Here is a 17,999-nt window from a genome sequence, read left to right as displayed (position 1 = left end):
TGCCGATGCGGAGAACGGCTTTTTCATGTTTAACGACAACCGTCGTGTTGGTTTACAGGGCATGCTGGTCATCACCTCCTATCTCTCGGGTTCCGCAGATCATACGCTTAGGAAACGGTTAGCCAATCCGCACGAGATAATAGGATCATTGACAACGAAGCTGCTAGTTTCTAAGATATGTGTATTCGTAATAATTACGATTAATACATAATGATAGGGTGGATAAATATGCTAAAAATAAAACGGGGAGACATCCTGCTGATCATTGTTCTGGTGGTGTTGGGTTCAGCATGGCTTCTCCTGCGCCAAGTGCTGGAAAGCCGGGAGACAGTGGAGCCGGCAGCGCTTCAAGCTGTAATCCAGGTCGACGGCCAACCCTACCAAAGTGTACCTTTAAGTGGCGAGGAGGAGACCATCGAAATTCACACGAAGTACGGGAACAATACGCTTAAAGTTTTTGACGGGGGAATCCAAATGGTCTATGCCGACTGCCCGAAAAAAATCTCGATGCAGATGGGCTTCATCTCTCGGCCCGGTGAGACGATCCTCTGTGTGCCCAACCGTGTGTATGTGGAGATCGCGCGTAGGGGCGCTTCTGGGCCGGATGAGGACGGCATAGACGCCTATATCCGCTAGTTTTCTGTCCCCGACCACTCCTCCCACGCTTTCACCGAATCCTCGCTAGGATAGACGTAGGGTCGTTTGTGATCTTGGAATTTCTCGGATGCGCTCCGCGTTAACGGTAAGGATCGCCTTGCCCTCCCGCGTTTGCGGCTCAATGGTTCCTTCCACCTCAAGCCAGCTGTCTTTAGTCAGCTCAACAAGCGGCTGGTCGGAGGTGACCACGAGCCCAAACGCGCTCCGATCAGCACGAAAGGCAGCGCTTCCAGCAAGATGCTGAGAAAGCTGGTTTTGAACGTTTGCAGCTCGTCAAGCGGGACCTGTCGAATCAGCGACGGGTATAGGACCGTCAGGCAGGCGAGCGCGAAAGCGGCCGGCACAAGAATCGGCAGCATTCGGGTGATGGCTTGTTTATTCATGGCGTACTCCTTTTAGACAAAATCAGGATCTAGTGCAGTATTATACTATTATTTTCCAAGGCGTTTCAGAACGAAGTTGATAGATTAATTCGCAGATTCGTATCGATAGTTGACAAAGCCCAGGGAAGGAAGATATAGTATTGATTGTTAATCGTAATAATTACGAATAAACCAGAGCGGGCATCTGGTCTTGCATACGAAAGGGGATGAAACGAAATGAATGAACATATTGCGCGCCCGATTCCCGTTACGGTGCTGTGTGGATATTTGGGTTCGGGCAAAACAACGCTGCTGAACCACGTCTTGAGCAATCGCCAGGGGCTGAAGGTGGCGGTGATCGTCAATGATATGAGCGAGATTAACGTCGATGCGGAGCTGATCAGCGCCGGCGGGAGTTTGTCACGCACGGAGGAGAAGCTGGTGGAGTTGTCGAACGGCTGCATTTGCTGTACGCTGCGCGAGGATTTGCTCAGAGAGGTGCAGAAGCTGGCAGCGGAGGGGCGGTTCGATTACATATTAATCGAGTCAACAGGGATCAGTGAACCGGTACCGATCGCCCAAACGTTTACTTATGCGGATGCCGAGACAGGGATTGATTTGACGGGGATCGCCAAGCTGGACTGCCTGGTTACCGTAGTGGACGCCTACCGGTTCTGGCATGATTTCTCCTCCGGAGAGACACTTCTGGAACGCGGGCAGCAAGCAGGAGAAGGCGACAATCGCGATGTGGTTGATTTGTTGATCGATCAAATCGAGACCTGCGACATTTTAATTTTGAATAAATGCGACCTGGTAGACGAGGAGGAGTTGAAGGAACTGGAGGGTGTCCTGCGTAAACTGCAGCCAACCGCCAAGTTTATCCGCTCCACGATGGGCTGCGTGGATCCGCAGGAAATTTTGAACACAGGCTTGTTCGATTTCGAGAAAGCCAGCCAATCGGCCGGATGGATCCGGGAACTGGAGTTGGAAAACCATACGCCGGAAACGGAGGAATACGGTATCGGTTCGTTTGTGTACCGGCGGAGACGGCCGTTTCATCCAGAGCGATTGGCGCAGTTTATGAGCCAGTGGCCAGAGGAAGTGGTGCGGGCGAAAGGGCTCGTTTGGATCGCAACGGAGTCCGATATGGCGGCGAATTTGAGTCAGGCCGGGCCGTCGATTCAATTTGGTGCGGCTGGTTATTGGCTAGCCTCACTGTCTGATCGTGAGCGGGAGGAGCTGTTTAACGAAGAGCCGGAGCTGCGGCGTAAATGGGACGATGTGACGGGTGACCGGATCACTGAACTGGTGTTTATCGGCATTGGAATGGATCGCAGCGGGATCGAACGGGAGCTTGATGCATGCCTGTTAACCGACGAAGAGATGCAGATGAACTGGGCGGACTTCCCTAATCCGCTGCCCTGGATTTCAGCGGAAGAGCTGGCGAACGCCAATTAAGATTTATTCTTAAGGAGGAATGAACATGCGAGTGGTTATCACATTAGCTTGTACGGAGTGCGGGGATCGAAACTACACGACCACGAAAAATAAAAAGACTCATCCCGAGCGTCTGGAACTGCGGAAATACTCACCTCGGCTGCGTAAATACACGATTCATCGGGAGACACGTTAATCAATAGTGGAGGATGGCTAGCGTAAAGGGCGAATTGTCGTCTTTGTTAATCGTAATAATTACGCTCTAGAAAAGAAGGGGTAACATGATTTTATCCTCGATGGAAAATGTCGTGTTTGGGTATGGTGACAAACCGGTTATTGACGGGGTATCCCTCGAAATCCATGCTGGCGAGTTCGTTGGCATTACCGGACCAAACGGTGCAGCAAAGACGACACTGCTGAAGCTGCTGCTCGGTTTGCTGAAGCCGTGGAGCGGAAGCGTGAGGATCAACGAGGAAGTGCTGGTGGATGGCCGATTGAACGTCGGATATGTCCCGCAGCAGGTTGCCGCATTTAACAGTGGATTTCCCAGTCGAGTGCTGGAGCTGGTGAAGTCAGGCTCCTATCCCCGGCTGGGCCTGTTTCGACGATTTGGTGCGGAGGAACGGCAGATCGTCGAACGCAGTCTGAAGCAGGTCGGGATGTGGGAGCATCGTGATCGGAAAATCGGCGAGCTGTCCGGCGGGCAGAAGCAACGGATCTGTATTGCCCGGGCTTTAGTTGGGCAGCCCCGGGTACTGGTTCTGGATGAACCCACGACAGGCATGGATCGGCAAAGTCGGCAAGGATTTTACCAGTTGCTGCGGCACATGACAGACCAACACGGGTTGACGGTGATCATGGTAACCCATGGCCCGGAGGAAGCGGAGACATATCTGGACCGCATCATCTCCCTAGAGCAGCAAGAAAGTGAGGAATGGCAATGCTTGACTACGCGTTCATGCAGCGTGCGTTTTGGGCCGGCGCTTTGATCGGCAGCATCGCCCCGATCATCGGCGTCTTCCTGATGCTGCGGCGCCAAGCGTTGATGGCTGATACGTTGTCGCACGTCTCGCTGGCAGGTGTAGCCCTCGGAGCGGTGCTGGGCTGGAACCCGGCAATAGCTGGCTTTGTCGCTGCCATCATTGGCGGGTTGTTGATTGAGCAACTGCGCCGCAGCTACCGGGCATACAGCGAGATGCCGGTTGCGATTGTGATGACTTCAGGCCTGGCACTCGCCGTCGTGCTGATGAGCTTACGAAGCAACCTGAGCCAAAGCTTCAGCGCGTACCTGTTTGGCTCGATCGTCGCGGTGAGCGACACACAACTGGTGTTGATGGCTGGCGTCGCTTTGCTAGGCGCCGCGTATTTCATCGTGCTGCGAAGACCGCTGTACAGCCTGACTTTTGACGAAGAAACCGCTCGAATCAGCGGGATCCCGGTGAAGTGGCTGTCGTTCTCCTTCGCGGTGTTTACCGGCATGGCGGTGGCGGCGGCGATCCCAATTGTTGGCGTGCTGTTGGTGTCCTCGCTGATCGTGTTGCCAGCCTCGCTGGCGCTGCGGTTGGCCCGCGGGTTTGCGGCAGCGATTGTCATCGCAGTTGCCTCCGGCCAAACGGGGATCTTCAGCGGGCTAACCGCCTCGTATTACTTGGATATGCCTCCCGGCGGGACGATTGCGTTAGTTTTGCTGTTGTTTTTATTAGCCGGCATTGCAGGGCAGAAGGTACGGGGCTGGTTGGCCCGGAAGAACGGCCGCCGTGCAACCCGGTCGGAACGGGACAACGGAGAATTTATAAGTATGTCGGCGAAAGACGGCGAGTCATTATCGTTGGAATAAGGGAGAGAAGAGAATGAAATTACGCTATGTAAAAAGCTTTGCCACTACGGCTATTCTGAGCTTAGTGCTGGTGATTGCCGGTTGTGGCGGAGGCGGACAAGGTGGAGGAAATGCAGCCAATTCGGCGAATGCTGCTACGAATGCGGCAGGCAGCAATGAAGAGATGGCTGCCAAACCGCCGTTGCGGATTCAAACAAGCTTTTACCCGATGTATGAATTTACGAAGCAAGTCGCTGGCGATCTGGCGACAGTTGAGCTGCTCGTTCCCGGCGGTGTAGAACCTCATGATTGGGAGCCGAGTCCCCAGGATATTCGGAAGCTGACAGAATCCGACCTGCTTATCGTGAACGGCGCCGGGATGGAAAGTTGGCTGGAACAGGTGGAGGCTTCCGCATCCGGCGGTAAGCCGGAAATTGTTGAGGCCAGCGAAGGGATCGCGCTGATGGAAGGCGGAGAAGAAGAGGAGCACGAGCATGGCGAGGAGCACGCAGGCGAAGAGGAACATGCCGACGGGGATGGGCATGATGTCGATCGTGATGCAGACCACGACGCCCATCATGAATCCGACGCTGAGGAAGCGGCGCACGATTCCGATCATGACCATGGTCACGATCACGGCGGACTGGACCCGCATGTCTGGTTGTCACCGGCGTTAGCAGTCCAAGAGGTTCGCAACATTGAGGCCGCTTTGGCGAAAGCGGACCCAGAGCACGCGGCCAACTACAAGCAAAACGCTGACGCCTACGTTGCCCAGTTAGAGCAATTGGACCAAGACTTCTCTAGCGCGTTGAATAATGCAAAACGTAAGGACTTTATCACACAACACGCTGCCTTTGGTTACTTGGCCCAGGAGTATGGGCTGATCCAAGTACCGATCGCCGGATTATCTCCTGACCAGGAGCCGTCAGCGGCACAGATGACGGAGATCGTAAAGTTCGCCGAGGAGCATCAGGTGAAGACGATATTCTTCGAGACATTGGTCTCTTCCAAAGTAGCCGAGACGATTGCCCGGGAAATTGGAGCGAAGACAGCGGTCTTGAACCCGATCGAAGGACTGACGGCCGAAGATGAAGCAGCGGGCCGAGATTACCTGTCGCTGATGCGTCAAAACCTCGAAGCTTTAAAAGCAGCATTAAACGAGTAACTGATTGGATACGACATATGCTCCAACAACAAAGCAGCCCTAGGCCATAATTGGCAAGGGCTGCTTTGTTTAACGAATGTTTTTACCATAGAAGATTTCATCCATTTCAGTGACCAGCATCTCGGTAATCTGCTTTTGCTCTTCGGCAGACAGTTCGTCCTTCGTATACCCGAACAGGTAATTGTTGAGATCAAACTGCTTCAGCTTGCATTTCGTATGGAAAATATGCTCCGGATAGACATTCACATCAATCATCTGATATTTCTCAATCACTTCGTCGGGAATATAGTTCTGGATCGAGCTGATATCGTGGTCGATGAACAGCTTGTGGCCGTTAATGTCGCGGGTGAAGCCGCGTACGCGATAATCGATGGTCATGATGTCCGCTTCGAAGGAGTGGATCAAGTAGTTTAACGCCTTCAGCGGCGAGATTTCCCCGCAAGTCGATACGTCGATGTCGGCGCGGAACGTGCTGATGCTCTCTTTCGGATCGTATTCGGGATACGTGTGGACGGTGATATGGCTCTTGTCGAGCTGCATCACTACAGATTCCGGCAGCGGCCCGGGCGATTCGTCAAACGACTCAGTGGGCACCTCCACCACGGGGCCTTCGGAAATCAACATCGTGACACTGGCTCCCTGCGGAACGTAGTCCTGATTCGCGATATTCAAAATATGAGCACCGATAATTTCAGAGACCGTGCTGAGGATTTTCGTCAGGCGATCGGAATTATACTGGTCGTCGATATAGGCGATATAAGCTTCGCGCTCCTGTCTGGTTCGGGTGTAACAGACATCGTACATATTAAAGCTTAATGTTTTGGTCAGGTTGTTGAACTCATGCAGCTGAATGCGCTGCTCCGGCGTCAACTTCATGAGAGATCCCCCTTAGCATAGGTGTACCCTATTGGTTATTCCCTTTTCTTCTGGAAAAAAAACGTTCCGCCGCTCCAGCATCTTGATCAGGTGAACCGAGGTCTAGGGTTAGGCACCTGGATCAAAACTGCTGTCGTTCTCTTCTTTCCCTATCATTTCCACCCTATGTTAGTTTGACAGAAATAGTGTTCATATTGTATCCTACAAACAAATTGAATTAGACCTCACTTTCTAGCAATGGTGAGGTAGAGGCGCGATATTTAACAGTCTTCGGAGGAGCTTGAGCAGGCGATGAGCCCGGGGAGAAGGAAATGTCGCCGAAGCGGTATATAGGCTCGCTATATGCTGCTGGGCCTGCAGTTAATAGCTGCAGGACTGTCTTGATAGATGAACCCGATCTATCAAGTTGCGCTATCTCGTCGAGGGGAAAGTGGGTGTCAGGACGGAAATGAACCCATCAAACGGCCTCGGTGTATATCCGAAGTCGTTTTTTTGTTTCTGTTTTTATTGATTCATTAATTCGTATGGAGAGTGAAGAAAAATGAGAAAAACCTGGTCTTTATCCATCCTCATGTTATTGTCGGTCGTGCTGGTCCTTTCAGGGTGCGGCTCCTCCGGCGGCAAAGACGATAATACGTTTAAAGTCGGACTTGAAGCGGGATATGCCCCGTTCAACTGGACGCAAAACGATGACTCCAACGGCGCGGTTCCAATTGACGGGAGCTCCGAATTCGCAGGCGGCTACGATGTGGAAATCGCCAAGAAAATTGCCGACGGCCTCGGCAAGAAGCTTGTTATTGTCAAGACGGAATGGGACGGTCTGGTTCCGGCGTTGACCTCTGGGAAGATCGATGCGATTATTGCCGGGATGTCCCCAACCGAAGAGCGTAAGAAGACGATTGATTTCTCGGATAACTACTATAAATCGAACCTGATTATGGTGGTGAAAAAAGGAAGCCCTTATGAAGGTGCAACCTCGATCCAAGATTTCAGCGGCGCGAAAGTTACGGCCCAACTGAATACGTTCCACTACTCTGTCATCGACCAAATCAACGGGGTGAACAAGCAACCGGCGATGGACAACTTCCCGGCAATGCGTGTAGCCTTGGAATCCGGTACGATTGACGGTTATGTGTCTGAGCTTCCGGAAGGTGTCAGCGCCGCAACCGCAAATGAGAATTTCGCTTACGTGGAGTTCCAGGACGGCTTCAACACCTCCGATGATGATACCGCCATCGCGGTTGGTCTTGAGAAGGGCAGCGACTTGACGGCGAAAATCAACGAAATTCTTGCGGGCATTTCCGAAGACGAACGGGCCCAGATTATGAACGATGCGATTAAGAATCAACCTGCAGCGAACTAAATAAAGCACGGGACATAAGCCGGCTGCAATGGGATTGCAGTCGGTTTTATACGGTGCGGGAGGAATTAAAATGACTTACGAGTGGATCATCCAAATCATTACCGATAACTGGCCCATGTTTTTGCGTGGAGCCGGGATAACGTTATATATTTCGCTCATCGGCACGATCATCGGTGCGGCGATTGGTCTGCTGGCTGGCGTAATCCGAACCATTCCGGTGCCGGAACGCGGGCTCAAACGCTGGCTGCTGAAGATCGTTAACGCCCTGCTGACCGTTTACATTGAATGCTTCCGGGGAACGCCGATGATCGTTCAAGCGATGGCGATTTTTTACGGATCGTCTCTGCTGTTCAATTACGATATGGACCGGACGTTTGCGGCAATCTTCATCGTCTCCATCAACACGGGAGCTTATATGGCTGAGATCGTGCGCGGGGGCATCTATTCAGTGGACAAAGGACAATTCGAGGCCGCCCACGCCATTGGGATGACCCATTGGCAGACGATGCGCAATGTGGTGCTGCCGCAAGTCATTCGCCACATTTTACCGGCGACGGGCAATCAATTTATTATTAACATCAAGGATACCTCGGTGCTGAACGTGATTTCCGTATCGGAACTGTACTTTATGACCAAGTCGATTGCCGGGAACAACTTCCGGTATTTTGAATCGTTCTTTGTGGCCAGCGTGTTGTACTTGATCATGACGTTAACCGTAACGAAAATATTACAGCGTATCGAAAAAAGGCTGGACGGCCCCGAAAGCTATACGCTGCAGCGCTAGCAGAAAGCAGGAGTGAGGATGGACAAGGTAATCGAAATTCGGCATTTGAGCAAATTTTTTGGTACCCACGAGGTACTTAAGGATATCAATCTGTCGGTCAGCAAAGGTGAGGTTGTCAGCATCATCGGCTCCTCCGGCTCCGGCAAATCCACATTGCTCCGCTGCATCAATCTGTTGGAGAAGCCAAGCGGCGGGGAAATTATCTACAATGGCAACAATATTTTGGAGGATTTGCAGAAGGCCTCGTTGTACCGCCGGCATTTGGGGATGGTGTTTCAGCAGTTTAACCTGTTCAACAATCATGACGCGCTAAGCAACTGCGTCGTGGGACAAGTCAAGGTGCTGAAGCGCTCCAAGGAAGAAGCGACGGAAATCGCGATGAAATATTTGCGAGATGTCGGGATGGAGCAATATATTCATGCCAAACCGAAGCAGCTCTCCGGCGGACAAAAGCAGCGGGTCGCCATCGCCCGCGCCTTATCGATGGACCCGGACGTCCTGCTGTTCGACGAGCCAACCTCGGCGCTGGATCCCGAGATGGTGGGCGAGGTGCTGAAGGTCATGAAGGAGCTGGCCTACTCAGGGCTCACGATGATCGTCGTGACCCATGAGATGGAGTTCGCTCGGGAGGTATCGGACCGGGTCGTATTTATGGACCAAGGGGTCATCGCCGAAGAGGGAACGCCGGAGCAGATCTTTAATGCTCCGAAGCAAGAACGGACAAGAGAGTTCCTGAAGCGGACGTTAAACCGGGAAGGGTAAGACGAGGTTAAATGAGGATACGGCGGAACCTGGATGTAGATCTGGGTCCCGCCTTTTTTTTCGTGTGTGTGGACATCAATCAGGATTGCGGTGTTTGTTCCCTGTAGTTCAAGGAATGCCATACCCCGAAGTTATCCTTGACGTTCAGCGTACGTCTGCCGCCCATGGAGGCATCCACATAATAGGGGTAACGGCGGCCGGCGGTAAAATGACCGCGGAATGCGCCGGCGAACGTGACCGGAACCGCCTCGAACCGGATCTCACGAGGGGTTACGCTCAGCACGCGGGTCGTCTGCGTGGAGTTGCCGTAGTTGCTCTCATGCGTTTGCTGAACGCTGCTATCCGCTTTGAGCGTATTGATGTCGCTTTGCATGGCGGTAATCGTTTCCCGCAGACCGGACACATCGGGAGCGCCGCCAATCTGCGGGATACAGAGTCGTTGTCCGACCCGCAGCGAGTTCGGATCCACGCCTGGGTTCGCCTCCAGGATGCTGGCGATGGTCACGCCGTATTCCTGCGCAATCTGATACAGTGTGTCGCCGGGCTGGATGATACGGGACACATGATTTGGCGGGCAGGAGGGGATGCAGATCACCTGGCCGATTTGCAGATTGTTTGGGTCAAGGCCTGGGTTCGCGGCTAAAATGCGCGTGACGCTGGATTCCAGCCGGAATGCGATGATGTTCAGCGTGTCCCCAGGCTGTACGGTGTAGGGGTAGTGCTCTGCGGGGCACTGCCGATAATAATAGTTAAACAATGGAACTTCCCCTTTCGTTTAGGCTTCTTCCTATACCGTATGCGAGGCCTGGGCGTCGGTTACTGGAATCTCACGGGGAAGCCGTTAATCCGTTGCTTCGACACTTTCCTCAGCAGCCCGCTGTCATCGGCGATCAATGGGGCGGCATTGCGGATCGATGGAGGCTTGGTGCGAAGCATCGTCTAAAGTGCCTTACAAATCAGGAATCTGCCAATCGATTTCAGCCAAGCCTTTGGAGCGCAAAAATTGATTGGCCCGCGAAAACGGCCGACTGCCCAGAAATCCCCGATGGGCCGATAAAGGGCTGGGGTGCGGCGACTTGATCAAATGATGCTCGCGGTTGGTGATCAGGGCTGCTTTTTTCTGGGCATGGCTGCCCCACAGCAGGAACACGACCGGCTCCTGCTTCTCATTCAGCGTTTCAATCACCTTGTCGGTGAACGTCTCCCAACCGATATCCTTATGGGAATTCGGGGTGTCGGCCCGCACGGTCAGGACGGTGTTGAGCAACAGCACGCCTTGCTTGGCCCATGGGACCAAATAGCCGTTATTAGGGATTTGGCAGCCCAGATCGTCCCGCAGCTCCTTGAACATGTTTTGCAGGGAAGGCGGGGCTTTGACTCCCGGTTTGACGGAGAAGCTGAGCCCATGTGCTTGTCCTGGGCCGTGATATGGATCCTGGCCAAGAATCACGACTTTGGTGTCGGCGAAGGACGTATAATGAAGCGCGTTAAAAATATCATACATATCGGGATAAATCGTACGAGTGCGGTATTCATTCGCCAGAAACTGGCGCAGCTGTAGATAGTACGGTTTCTTGAATTCGGGCTCCAGGAAGGGGGCCCAATCGTTGTGAAGAATCGTCAAGCTTTCGTCACCTCGCAAGTTCTAGAATGCTTATGTAGGCTTCGACATCAGCGGGTACAGTTCCTCCTTAACGCATGCGCAGGTGCTCGATTGGTTGGATTTGGAACATTGTGCTAGACCGTGCAAAAACGTAGTAAAAAAGCCGCGAGAAGAACCTCGCGGCTTTCGTATATTTTATTTATCCAACCATTGGAAATGGAAGGTACCTTCTTGGTCCACGCGTTCGAACGTATGGGCGCCGAAGTAATCGCGTTGGGCTTGCAGCAGATTCGCTGGCAACCGTTCAGAACGGTAGCTGTCGTAGTAAGCGAGAGCGGAGGAGAAGGCCGGTACCGGAATACCGCGGGTGACGGCAGTGGCAACGACTTGTCTCCAAGCGTCTTGGTAGTTCTCTACAACATTTTTGAAGTAATCGTCGAGCAACAGGTTTTTCAGATTCGGGTCACGGTCGTACGCATCTTTAATATTTTGCAGGAAGCGGGCCCGGATGATACAACCGCCGCGGAAAATCATCGCGATGGCGCCATAATCCAAATCCCAGCCATATTCTTCGGAAGCGAGGCGCATTTGCGCGAAGCCTTGGGCGTACGATGCGATCTTGCTGGCATACAGCGCTTTGCGTACCGCTTCAATGAATGCTTCTTTATCGCCGTCATACGGCTGCGTAGCCGGACCGTTCAGCCGTTTGCTGGCGGCCACGCGTTCGCTCTTCATCGCAGAAATAAAGCGGGCAAACACCGACTCGGTGATGATCGACAGCGGTACGCCCAGATCGAGGGCGCTTTGGCTCGTCCATTTCCCAGTGCCTTTCTGACCGGCGGAGTCCAGGATCACGTCTACCATCGGTTTGCCGGTAGCTGGATCTTTCTTGCCAAAGATGTCGGCGGTGATTTCGATCAGGTAGCTGTCCAGCTCGCCGTTGTTCCATTCTGTAAAAATCTTGTGCAGTTCATCAACGCTCAGCCCGAGAACATCCTTCAACAGATGGTAGGCTTCGCCGATCAGCTGCATATCCCCGTATTCAATCCCGTTGTGAACCATCTTCACGTAGTGACCGGCACCATCTGGACCGATGTAGGTGGAGCAAGGATCGCCGTTCACTTTGGCCGAAATCGCCGTCAAGATCGGTTCAACCAGCTCGTAGGCATCCCGTTGTCCGCCTGGCATGATCGCCGGGCCTTTCAGCGCACCTTCCTCACCGCCGGAGACACCGGCACCGATAAAGCGGATACCTTGCGCTTCCAGCAGCTTGTTGCGGCGTTGGGTGTCCGGGAAGTGGGCGTTCCCGCCGTCGATTAGGATGTCCCCTTTATCCAGGTAAGGAACCAGTTGGTTAATCGTGTCGTCGGTTGGCTTGCCGGCTTTAACCATAATCAAAATTTTGCGCGGCGTTTCCAGCGATTGCACAAATTCCTCAATGCTGTAGGTGCCAACGAAATTTTTGCCCGGCGCTTCTTCCAGCAGTTCTTTGGTTTTCTCCGGCGAGCGGTTGTACAATGCAACGGAGAAGCCTTTGCTTTCAATGTTCAGCGCGAGATTCTTGCCCATGACGGCGAGACCAATCACGCCGATTTGTTGTTTTTTCATATCTATTTACCTCCAAACCTATCCTCTCTAGTCTATAGGGAAAAGCACTTATTTTACGGATTTCTTCCAGTCAGCTGCAAACTTCTCCAGCCCTTGATCGGTCAGCGGGTGTTTAGCCAGTTGCGCAATGACAGCGAACGGAATAGTTGCGATATGCGCTCCGGCCAGAGCCACGCGGGTCACATGGTCCGGATGGCGGACAGAAGCGGCGATGATTTGCGTATCCAGGTTATGGACCCGGAACAGCTCTGCCACTTTCGATACCAGCTGCACGCCGTCTTCGGAGATATCATCCAGGCGGCCGAGGAACGGCGATACATAAGTTGCCCCTGCACGAGCGGCCAGCAAAGCTTGGTTGACCGTAAAGATCAAGGTGACGTTGGTCTTGACGCCCTTTTGCGCCAAATATTTGGTGGCTTCAAGACCAGCCAGCGTCATTGGCAGTTTAATCGTGATCCGCGGATCATTGTTGTTGATTTTGATCAGTTCTTCCGCTTGGGCAATCATCTCTTCAGCCGTCACTGCGTCCGGCGTGACTTCCGCAGAGACGGACTCCACGTCAGGGACGGCTTTCAAAATTTCCTCGATGCGGTCTTCGAACTTAACGCCTTCTTTGGCAACGAGGGAAGGATTGGTTGTCACCCCGGATAAGACGCCGATTTTATAGGCTTTTTGAATGTCTTCCAGATTGGCTGTGTCAACAAAAAATTTCATCGTGATCCCTCCAAATTTATAAATTTTAGATTTGAACGATCAGGGACAAGAAATTCCATATTCCCTGTTACTTAATGGATAAGGACGCTTGAGACGATGTGTTCCCGGTATTTTTGGCGGAGGTTGCCGCTTCGCTTTCACGGTCGAACCACCACTCGAACCCGTCTTTGGCCAGCAGATCGTGCGCCGCTTGCGGGCCGAAGCTGCCTGCAGGGTATTGGTATAACGGTACCTCATTTGCGGCATATGCATCCAGGATGGGTTGCACCCATTTCCAGGACAACTCGACTTCATCCCAATGCGCGAAGAAGGAAGAGTCGCCGCGGAGCGCGTCATAAATCAGGTTCTCATAGGCTTCAGGCACTTCGCTGCCGCTCTTATGGGAGCCGATCAGCACCTTCGTGAGATCTTGTTGCTGCGCTTCGCCTTCCGTATTCAGGCGCAGGTAAATGCCCTCGTTTGGACTGATTTCGAACACAAGCAAATTCGGTTTGCCGCCGTTGTTCGTGTTGGAGACTTGCTTCACCGGTTCACGGAACTCAATGACGATCCGAGTTGCTTTCTCCTTCATGCGTTTGCCGGTACGGATGTAAATCGGAATCCCGCGCCAGAAGTCATCTTCGATTTGCAGTTTGGCTGCGATGAAGGTATCGTTTTGGGATTCCTGCGGGATCCCGGCTTCGTCTTTATAACCGACAACCGGTTTCCCTTGAATGGTCCCGCTTGTATATTGACCGCGGACCACTTGGGTTGGGACGTCTTGACGCAGCAGCGGCTCCAGCGATTGCATCACATGCTTCTTCTTCGAGCGCACTTGCTCCGAATCGTCGCCTTTCGGCAGATGGGCGGCAAGCATCATCAGCAGCTGCAGCATATGATTCTGGAACATATCGCGCAAGGCACCGGAATGGTCGTAATACCCGGCTCTTTCCTCAACGCCAACGGTTTCGCTGGCCGTAATTTGCACGTTTGCGATATAGCGGTTGTTCCAGGAAGCCTGGAGCACCGGATTCGTTTGCTGCAGCAGATGAAGCTTCTGTACCATCGGTTTGCCGAGGTAGTGGTCGATGCGGAAAATTTCATCTTCAGTGAAAGCTTTGCTTAACTGTGCATTGAAATCACGAGCGGATTGCAGGTCGCGGCCAAACGGTTTTTCAATGACAAGCCGTTTCCAGCCTTTCGTGTCGCCGAGTCCGCTGTCTTGAATATGATTGGCAATCGTCTCAAACAGCTCTGGACCAACCGACAGATAAAATAACCGATTGGGCTCCGCCCCTAGGGCCTGTTCGCGTTCTTCAATGAGCTTCAGCAAGCTTTGGTAGTCTTCCTTGCGATCGACGTCCAAGACATGATAGCGGAAGAAGCTGAGAAATTTAGTCACAGCCTCAGCATCGCTAGCTTCCCGTCGGGAAAAGCTGTGCAGAGATCGTTCGATGTTTGCCTTAAAGGTCTCATCCGACCATTCTCTGCGGCCCAAGCCGATGACGCTAAACACCTCAGGCAGCTTTCCATCCAAAAACAAGTTAAACAGGGCAGGGTAAATTTTACGTTTTGCCAGATCCCCAGTTGCCCCAAACAATACAAACGTATTGGCATCCATCCAGTTTCTCTCCTCTCAGCATAGCTTTCCATTTATCTATTCGTTGAATACAGGTTATCTGTGTTCGTGGAAGATAGGACTTCGCCCATTCCCACCTCGAAGCTATGGATTATTTGGAATGACTCCAATATAATACGAATATGACCATAGGTGAAATTAATATATTTGACAGGAGCTATAGACCAGGTTTATGACAAACAATTATGAGCTATACAAAGTGTTTTATTGGGCAGCCAAAACCGGCAGTTTGACGCAAGCAGCGAATGCATTATTCCTGACTCAGCCCAGCGTCAGCCATGCGATTAAACAGCTGGAAGAAAGCTTCGGCCTCACGTTGTTTTACCGCAACTCCAAGGGAGTATCATTGACGCAGGAAGGGGCGATCTTGTACTCGTATATCGAGCAATCGCAAATTTTGATCTCCCTGGCGGAGAAGAAGATGGCCGAGCTCAAAAACCTTGAGACCGGCGTACTTCGGATCGGCGGCAGCGACTCGTTGTTTAAGCATTACTTGCTTCCGTATTTGGAGGATTTTCATCGACGTTATCCGGAAGTGGGGATTCAACTGCTGCACGGAACCACTCCGGAAATCATGGGGTATTTGAAGGAAGGGAAAATCGACCTAGGCGTAGCTCGGATGCCGATCGTCGATCCGCATATCGAGGTGCGGGAGGGCATTCAGCTGCAAGACTGCTTCGTGGCTGGCTGTGCCTATGCCAATCTCAAGGACAAGGTGATTTCACTGGAGACGCTGCTGGAGCACCCGCTTATCTTGTTTTCCCGTAACAGCCGTGCCCGGATGGCGATCACGGAGCTGTTTCATGAGTACGGCTTCGAGTTGAAGCCGGAAATCGAGGTGGGCAGCGTCGACCTGCTGATTGAATTGGCGCGCAAAGGACTCGGAATTTCTTATGTGGCTCGGGAGTTCGTGTCGAAGGAACTGGAAGAGGGGTCTCTGTTTGAAATCAAGCTGGACGTAGAGCTGCCGCCGTCTCAGGTAGGCATTATGAATATGCGGAACGTGCCGCTCACTACCGCAGCCCAGAAGTTTATGGAGGAATTTAGCCTCTAACCCATATTGTGCTCCCTTGTTTCGTCAGCCTGCAAGGAATGAATGGCTACGGCGGCTCGAAATGGGGTCCACTCAGCCACAACGTATTTGTCGGGATGTAATTGAAAAAAAGGAAGGGGATTCTAAAAGGATTCCCTTCCTTTTTTCATGTCGTGAAGATCGTTTAACTTTCCCCAATCCGCCTTTAGCAGCTTCTTTAACATTTCGACCTGCTCGGCTCCCAGCGCTTCCGCAATGATCTGTTCCAGCGCTGCCTTGATGGTGGTGTTCTTCTCATAACAGCTTTCGCCCAAAGGCGTTAATCTCAAGCTTTTTTCCTTCTTATTATGCTGGGCGGGCATAACCTCTACCAGCCCTTTGGCTTCCAAGCTCTTGATGAATTTATGTGTCGCCTGCCGGGAAATATCGACTTGCCTGGTCACTTGAGATATCGTGGGATTTTGCTGATAAATCCTGGCCATGATAAACCATTCTGAGTTGGAGATATACATCTCGTTCCGTTCGTTCCACACTTGTTCGCGAATGGAGCGAAGCTGAACATGACGTTCGCTGATCAGGTCGATGAGATCCAGAGTTTCAAATCTGGGATGCATGGGATCCCTCCATTTCCGTGCCGGTTGCTAGTTCTCCTACACTATACAAAAAACGGTTGTATATTGTCAATTTAGTTGACAATTTTGCAAAAAAAGAGTATACTGATGATAGTCAACTTAGTTGACAAAATAGAGAGGCGGGATCACGACCATGTTTCATGAGGGGGATTTGATCAGTTATTCGGTGCATGGAGTTTGCCGCATCGACGAGGTTTGCGTGAAATCGCTGGCCGGGGTTTCCAAGACTTATTATGAATTGCATCCACTAAGCAATGAGACCTTGAAGATCAGCATTCCGGTTGATAAGGCGCCCTTGCAATTGCAGAAATTGATGGGGCCGGAGGAAGCGATGACCTTAATTGACTCGTTTATGGAGCAAGGCATTCCATGGATCGATAACAATCATGAACGGCATCACAAATACAGCGCGATGGTGAAGACAGGAGAACGAGAGGAAGTCGCGAAGGTAGCTAATACGTTGATGCGCAAGAAACAATGGTCCGAGGAAAATCATAAGAAGCTCGGCAACCAAGACAACCAGCTGTTGTTGAGCATAGAGAATACTTTATTTCAAGAGATGGCCATCTCGTTGAACATCTCCATCGATGATGTCTTGCAGGCCGTCGAGGAGAAGGTTGCTGTGAAACAGTGATCAGCAGTGTTCATTAATTAATATATAGAAGAAGAGAGATGCAGACGCACCTCTCTTTTTTATGTCTTTATAGATAACATTGAATCGACTTTTCAATCCAATACGAAAAATGAGTCTTAGGATGCTGTCGTTCGATTTGCTTCATTCGAAGATACAGGTCGATCCCATCGGATACGTCATGCCATAGATCAGTGAACACATAGTCATAAGCCTTCTGGGCCAGACGAGTGCGGGCAAACTCGAAAGCATCCGCCTGGATGATCTGAATTTTCTCAGCATGCGGGAATTGGGGAAGAAGGTGTTGCTGGAACAATTGAATCACATCTTCGTTGATCTCAACAATCGTCACGCAGTCCACATTGTCCTTCTCCGAAACCATATACGCGTAGTATCCCAGACCAAGTCCAAAGGTTAGAACTCGTCCAAAAGCATCAGCGATGGGTTCCTTCATCGTGGCGATCTCGTTTGGCGTCACCGTCATCCAGATTCGTCCCTGTTCCAGCAATGCCGGATACTTGAATTCAACCGGGAAGAACCCGATCTGCGGGATCTGCCGTCCATCCGTCGTTTGCACAATATCGTTGCATACGAATCCCTCAAACGGCTTGTACCTTTCGTATTTCAATTCGCAATCGCCAATCTGGGCATTGGGGAGGCGGATATTCCGATAATACGGGTTATGCTCATACTCAGCAGGATCCAACTGATGAACCATTGGGTCAAAATACTGATGAAACATCTCCCGATCGTGAGGGGTCTCCAGGATATCCAGCCCAAACTTGGCGGCGAGCAGCAGCTTGAAGGCGTACTCGGCTGAGACGCCGCTCTGCACGAGCTCGTTAATCTCCGCCTCATCGATCAAATCGGGGGCATGGTTAAGATAACTGCTAAGTAAAGCAAAAAGCTTGTGATTGTCCTCATGGTTATGTTCCATC

General features: G+C 51.9%; 20 protein-coding genes, 1 pseudogene and 1 riboswitch. Of the genes and pseudogenes, 12 read left to right on the top strand and 9 right to left on the bottom strand.

Annotated features, from left to right (window positions below; translation table 11 throughout):
- The first annotated feature begins 228 nt into the window (after window positions 1-228).
- The gene (locus M891_RS0108625) at window positions 229-636 is read left to right on the top strand and encodes a NusG domain II-containing protein (protein WP_028538535.1); all 408 of its coding nucleotides are present in this window, start codon (window positions 229-231) and stop codon (window positions 634-636) included.
- Between the two features lie 176 nt (window positions 637-812).
- Here the strand turns inward: M891_RS0108625 and M891_RS0108620 are convergent, their stop codons facing one another.
- On the bottom strand, window positions 813-1,040 hold the full coding sequence (locus M891_RS0108620; protein ID WP_009226080.1) for a hypothetical protein: 228 nt from the start codon (window positions 1,038-1,040) through the stop codon (window positions 813-815).
- A gap of 216 nt (window positions 1,041-1,256) precedes the next feature.
- Between M891_RS0108620 and M891_RS0108615 the strand changes: the two genes are divergently transcribed.
- The 5 genes from M891_RS0108615 (at window position 1,257) to M891_RS0108600 (ending at window position 5,437) form a co-directional block, all read left to right on the top strand.
- Entirely contained in the window at window positions 1,257-2,477 is a 1,221-nt protein-coding gene (locus M891_RS0108615; protein WP_028538534.1) for a GTP-binding protein, read from the top strand.
- Window positions 2,478-2,502: 25 nt separating this feature from the next.
- Complete coding sequence (rpmG, locus tag M891_RS24900; RefSeq protein WP_009226082.1) at window positions 2,503-2,652, top strand: 50S ribosomal protein L33; 150 nt, start codon at window positions 2,503-2,505, stop codon at window positions 2,650-2,652.
- Between the two features lie 85 nt (window positions 2,653-2,737).
- Window positions 2,738-3,445 (top strand): metal ABC transporter ATP-binding protein, encoded by a 708-nt coding sequence (locus tag M891_RS0108610; RefSeq protein WP_028538533.1) that lies wholly within the window; start codon window positions 2,738-2,740, stop codon window positions 3,443-3,445.
- A complete protein-coding gene (locus tag M891_RS0108605) occupies window positions 3,391-4,293 on the top strand; it encodes a metal ABC transporter permease (protein WP_028538532.1) in 903 nt (300 codons plus the stop codon). Before M891_RS0108610 ends, M891_RS0108605 begins: the two co-directional genes overlap by 55 nt.
- A gap of 13 nt (window positions 4,294-4,306) precedes the next feature.
- Window positions 4,307-5,437, top strand: a complete 1,131-nt coding sequence (locus M891_RS0108600; RefSeq protein ID WP_028538531.1) for a metal ABC transporter substrate-binding protein — start codon at window positions 4,307-4,309, stop codon at window positions 5,435-5,437.
- Between the two features lie 69 nt (window positions 5,438-5,506).
- Here M891_RS0108600 and speD read toward each other — a convergent pair whose 3' ends face one another.
- Window positions 5,507-6,313, bottom strand: a complete 807-nt coding sequence (gene speD / locus M891_RS0108595) for an adenosylmethionine decarboxylase (RefSeq protein ID WP_016313030.1) — start codon at window positions 6,311-6,313, stop codon at window positions 5,507-5,509.
- Between the two features lie 238 nt (window positions 6,314-6,551).
- Window positions 6,552-6,735, top strand: a riboswitch (Lysine riboswitch).
- Between the two features lie 119 nt (window positions 6,736-6,854).
- Here speD and M891_RS0108590 point away from each other — a divergent pair.
- The 3 genes from M891_RS0108590 (at window position 6,855) to M891_RS0108580 (ending at window position 9,222) form a co-directional block, all read left to right on the top strand.
- Window positions 6,855-7,676: a transporter substrate-binding domain-containing protein gene (locus M891_RS0108590; RefSeq protein WP_028538530.1), complete on the top strand. Its 822-nt coding sequence runs from the start codon at window positions 6,855-6,857 to the stop codon at window positions 7,674-7,676.
- Between the two features lie 70 nt (window positions 7,677-7,746).
- Window positions 7,747-8,460 carry an amino acid ABC transporter permease gene (locus M891_RS0108585; protein WP_028538529.1) on the top strand — a complete coding sequence of 238 codons (714 nt, stop codon included), beginning with the start codon at window positions 7,747-7,749 and terminating at the stop codon, window positions 8,458-8,460.
- Between the two features lie 18 nt (window positions 8,461-8,478).
- Window positions 8,479-9,222 carry an amino acid ABC transporter ATP-binding protein gene (locus M891_RS0108580; protein WP_009226089.1) on the top strand — a complete coding sequence of 248 codons (744 nt, stop codon included), beginning with the start codon at window positions 8,479-8,481 and terminating at the stop codon, window positions 9,220-9,222.
- Between the two features lie 79 nt (window positions 9,223-9,301).
- On the opposite strand, the gene M891_RS0108575 is transcribed toward M891_RS0108580, so the two are convergent.
- Entirely contained in the window at window positions 9,302-9,979 is a 678-nt protein-coding gene (locus M891_RS0108575; protein WP_028538528.1) for a LysM peptidoglycan-binding domain-containing protein, read from the bottom strand.
- A 96-nt stretch (window positions 9,980-10,075) separates the two neighbouring features.
- Here M891_RS0108575 and M891_RS25290 point away from each other — a divergent pair.
- A pseudogene (locus M891_RS25290) lies at window positions 10,076-10,165 on the top strand (SDR family NAD(P)-dependent oxidoreductase); the annotation flags it as partial.
- A gap of 6 nt (window positions 10,166-10,171) precedes the next feature.
- On the opposite strand, the gene M891_RS0108570 reads toward M891_RS25290, so the two are convergent.
- The 4 genes from M891_RS0108570 to zwf all read right to left on the bottom strand — a co-directional run bounded on the left by M891_RS0108570 (window position 10,172) and on the right by zwf (window position 14,747).
- A complete protein-coding gene (locus M891_RS0108570; RefSeq protein WP_016313026.1) occupies window positions 10,172-10,846 on the bottom strand; it encodes a uracil-DNA glycosylase in 675 nt (224 codons plus the stop codon).
- A gap of 174 nt (window positions 10,847-11,020) precedes the next feature.
- Entirely contained in the window at window positions 11,021-12,433 is a 1,413-nt protein-coding gene (gene gndA / locus M891_RS0108565) for an NADP-dependent phosphogluconate dehydrogenase (RefSeq protein WP_028538527.1), read from the bottom strand.
- Window positions 12,434-12,481: 48 nt separating this feature from the next.
- Window positions 12,482-13,147, bottom strand: a complete 666-nt coding sequence (gene fsa / locus M891_RS0108560) for a fructose-6-phosphate aldolase (RefSeq protein WP_028538526.1) — start codon at window positions 13,145-13,147, stop codon at window positions 12,482-12,484.
- A gap of 67 nt (window positions 13,148-13,214) precedes the next feature.
- Complete coding sequence (gene zwf, locus M891_RS0108555; protein WP_028538525.1) at window positions 13,215-14,747, bottom strand: glucose-6-phosphate dehydrogenase; 1,533 nt, start codon at window positions 14,745-14,747, stop codon at window positions 13,215-13,217.
- Between the two features lie 190 nt (window positions 14,748-14,937).
- Between zwf and M891_RS0108550 the strand changes: the two genes are divergently transcribed.
- Window positions 14,938-15,819: a LysR family transcriptional regulator gene (locus M891_RS0108550; protein ID WP_016313022.1), complete on the top strand. Its 882-nt coding sequence runs from the start codon at window positions 14,938-14,940 to the stop codon at window positions 15,817-15,819.
- Between the two features lie 122 nt (window positions 15,820-15,941).
- Here M891_RS0108550 and M891_RS0108545 read toward each other — a convergent pair whose 3' ends face one another.
- Entirely contained in the window at window positions 15,942-16,412 is a 471-nt protein-coding gene (locus tag M891_RS0108545; protein ID WP_016313021.1) for a MarR family winged helix-turn-helix transcriptional regulator, read from the bottom strand.
- Window positions 16,413-16,563: 151 nt separating this feature from the next.
- Here M891_RS0108545 and M891_RS0108540 point away from each other — a divergent pair, with 151 nt between their 5' ends.
- A complete protein-coding gene (locus tag M891_RS0108540; protein WP_028538524.1) occupies window positions 16,564-17,064 on the top strand; it encodes a CarD family transcriptional regulator in 501 nt (166 codons plus the stop codon).
- 67 nt (window positions 17,065-17,131) lie between these two features.
- Here the strand turns inward: M891_RS0108540 and M891_RS0108535 are convergent, their stop codons facing one another.
- Window positions 17,132-17,998 carry a hypothetical protein gene (locus M891_RS0108535; RefSeq protein WP_028538523.1) on the bottom strand — a complete coding sequence of 289 codons (867 nt, stop codon included), beginning with the start codon at window positions 17,996-17,998 and terminating at the stop codon, window positions 17,132-17,134.
- Window position 17,999 lies beyond the last annotated feature (1 nt).

This window comes from Paenibacillus sp. J14, assembly GCF_000518465.1.
GTDB classification, from domain to species: domain Bacteria; phylum Bacillota; class Bacilli; order Paenibacillales; family Paenibacillaceae; genus Fontibacillus; species Fontibacillus barengoltzii.
The sequence above is the reverse complement of the archived record's forward strand: the minus strand, read 5'-3'. Positions and strand labels throughout refer to the sequence as shown.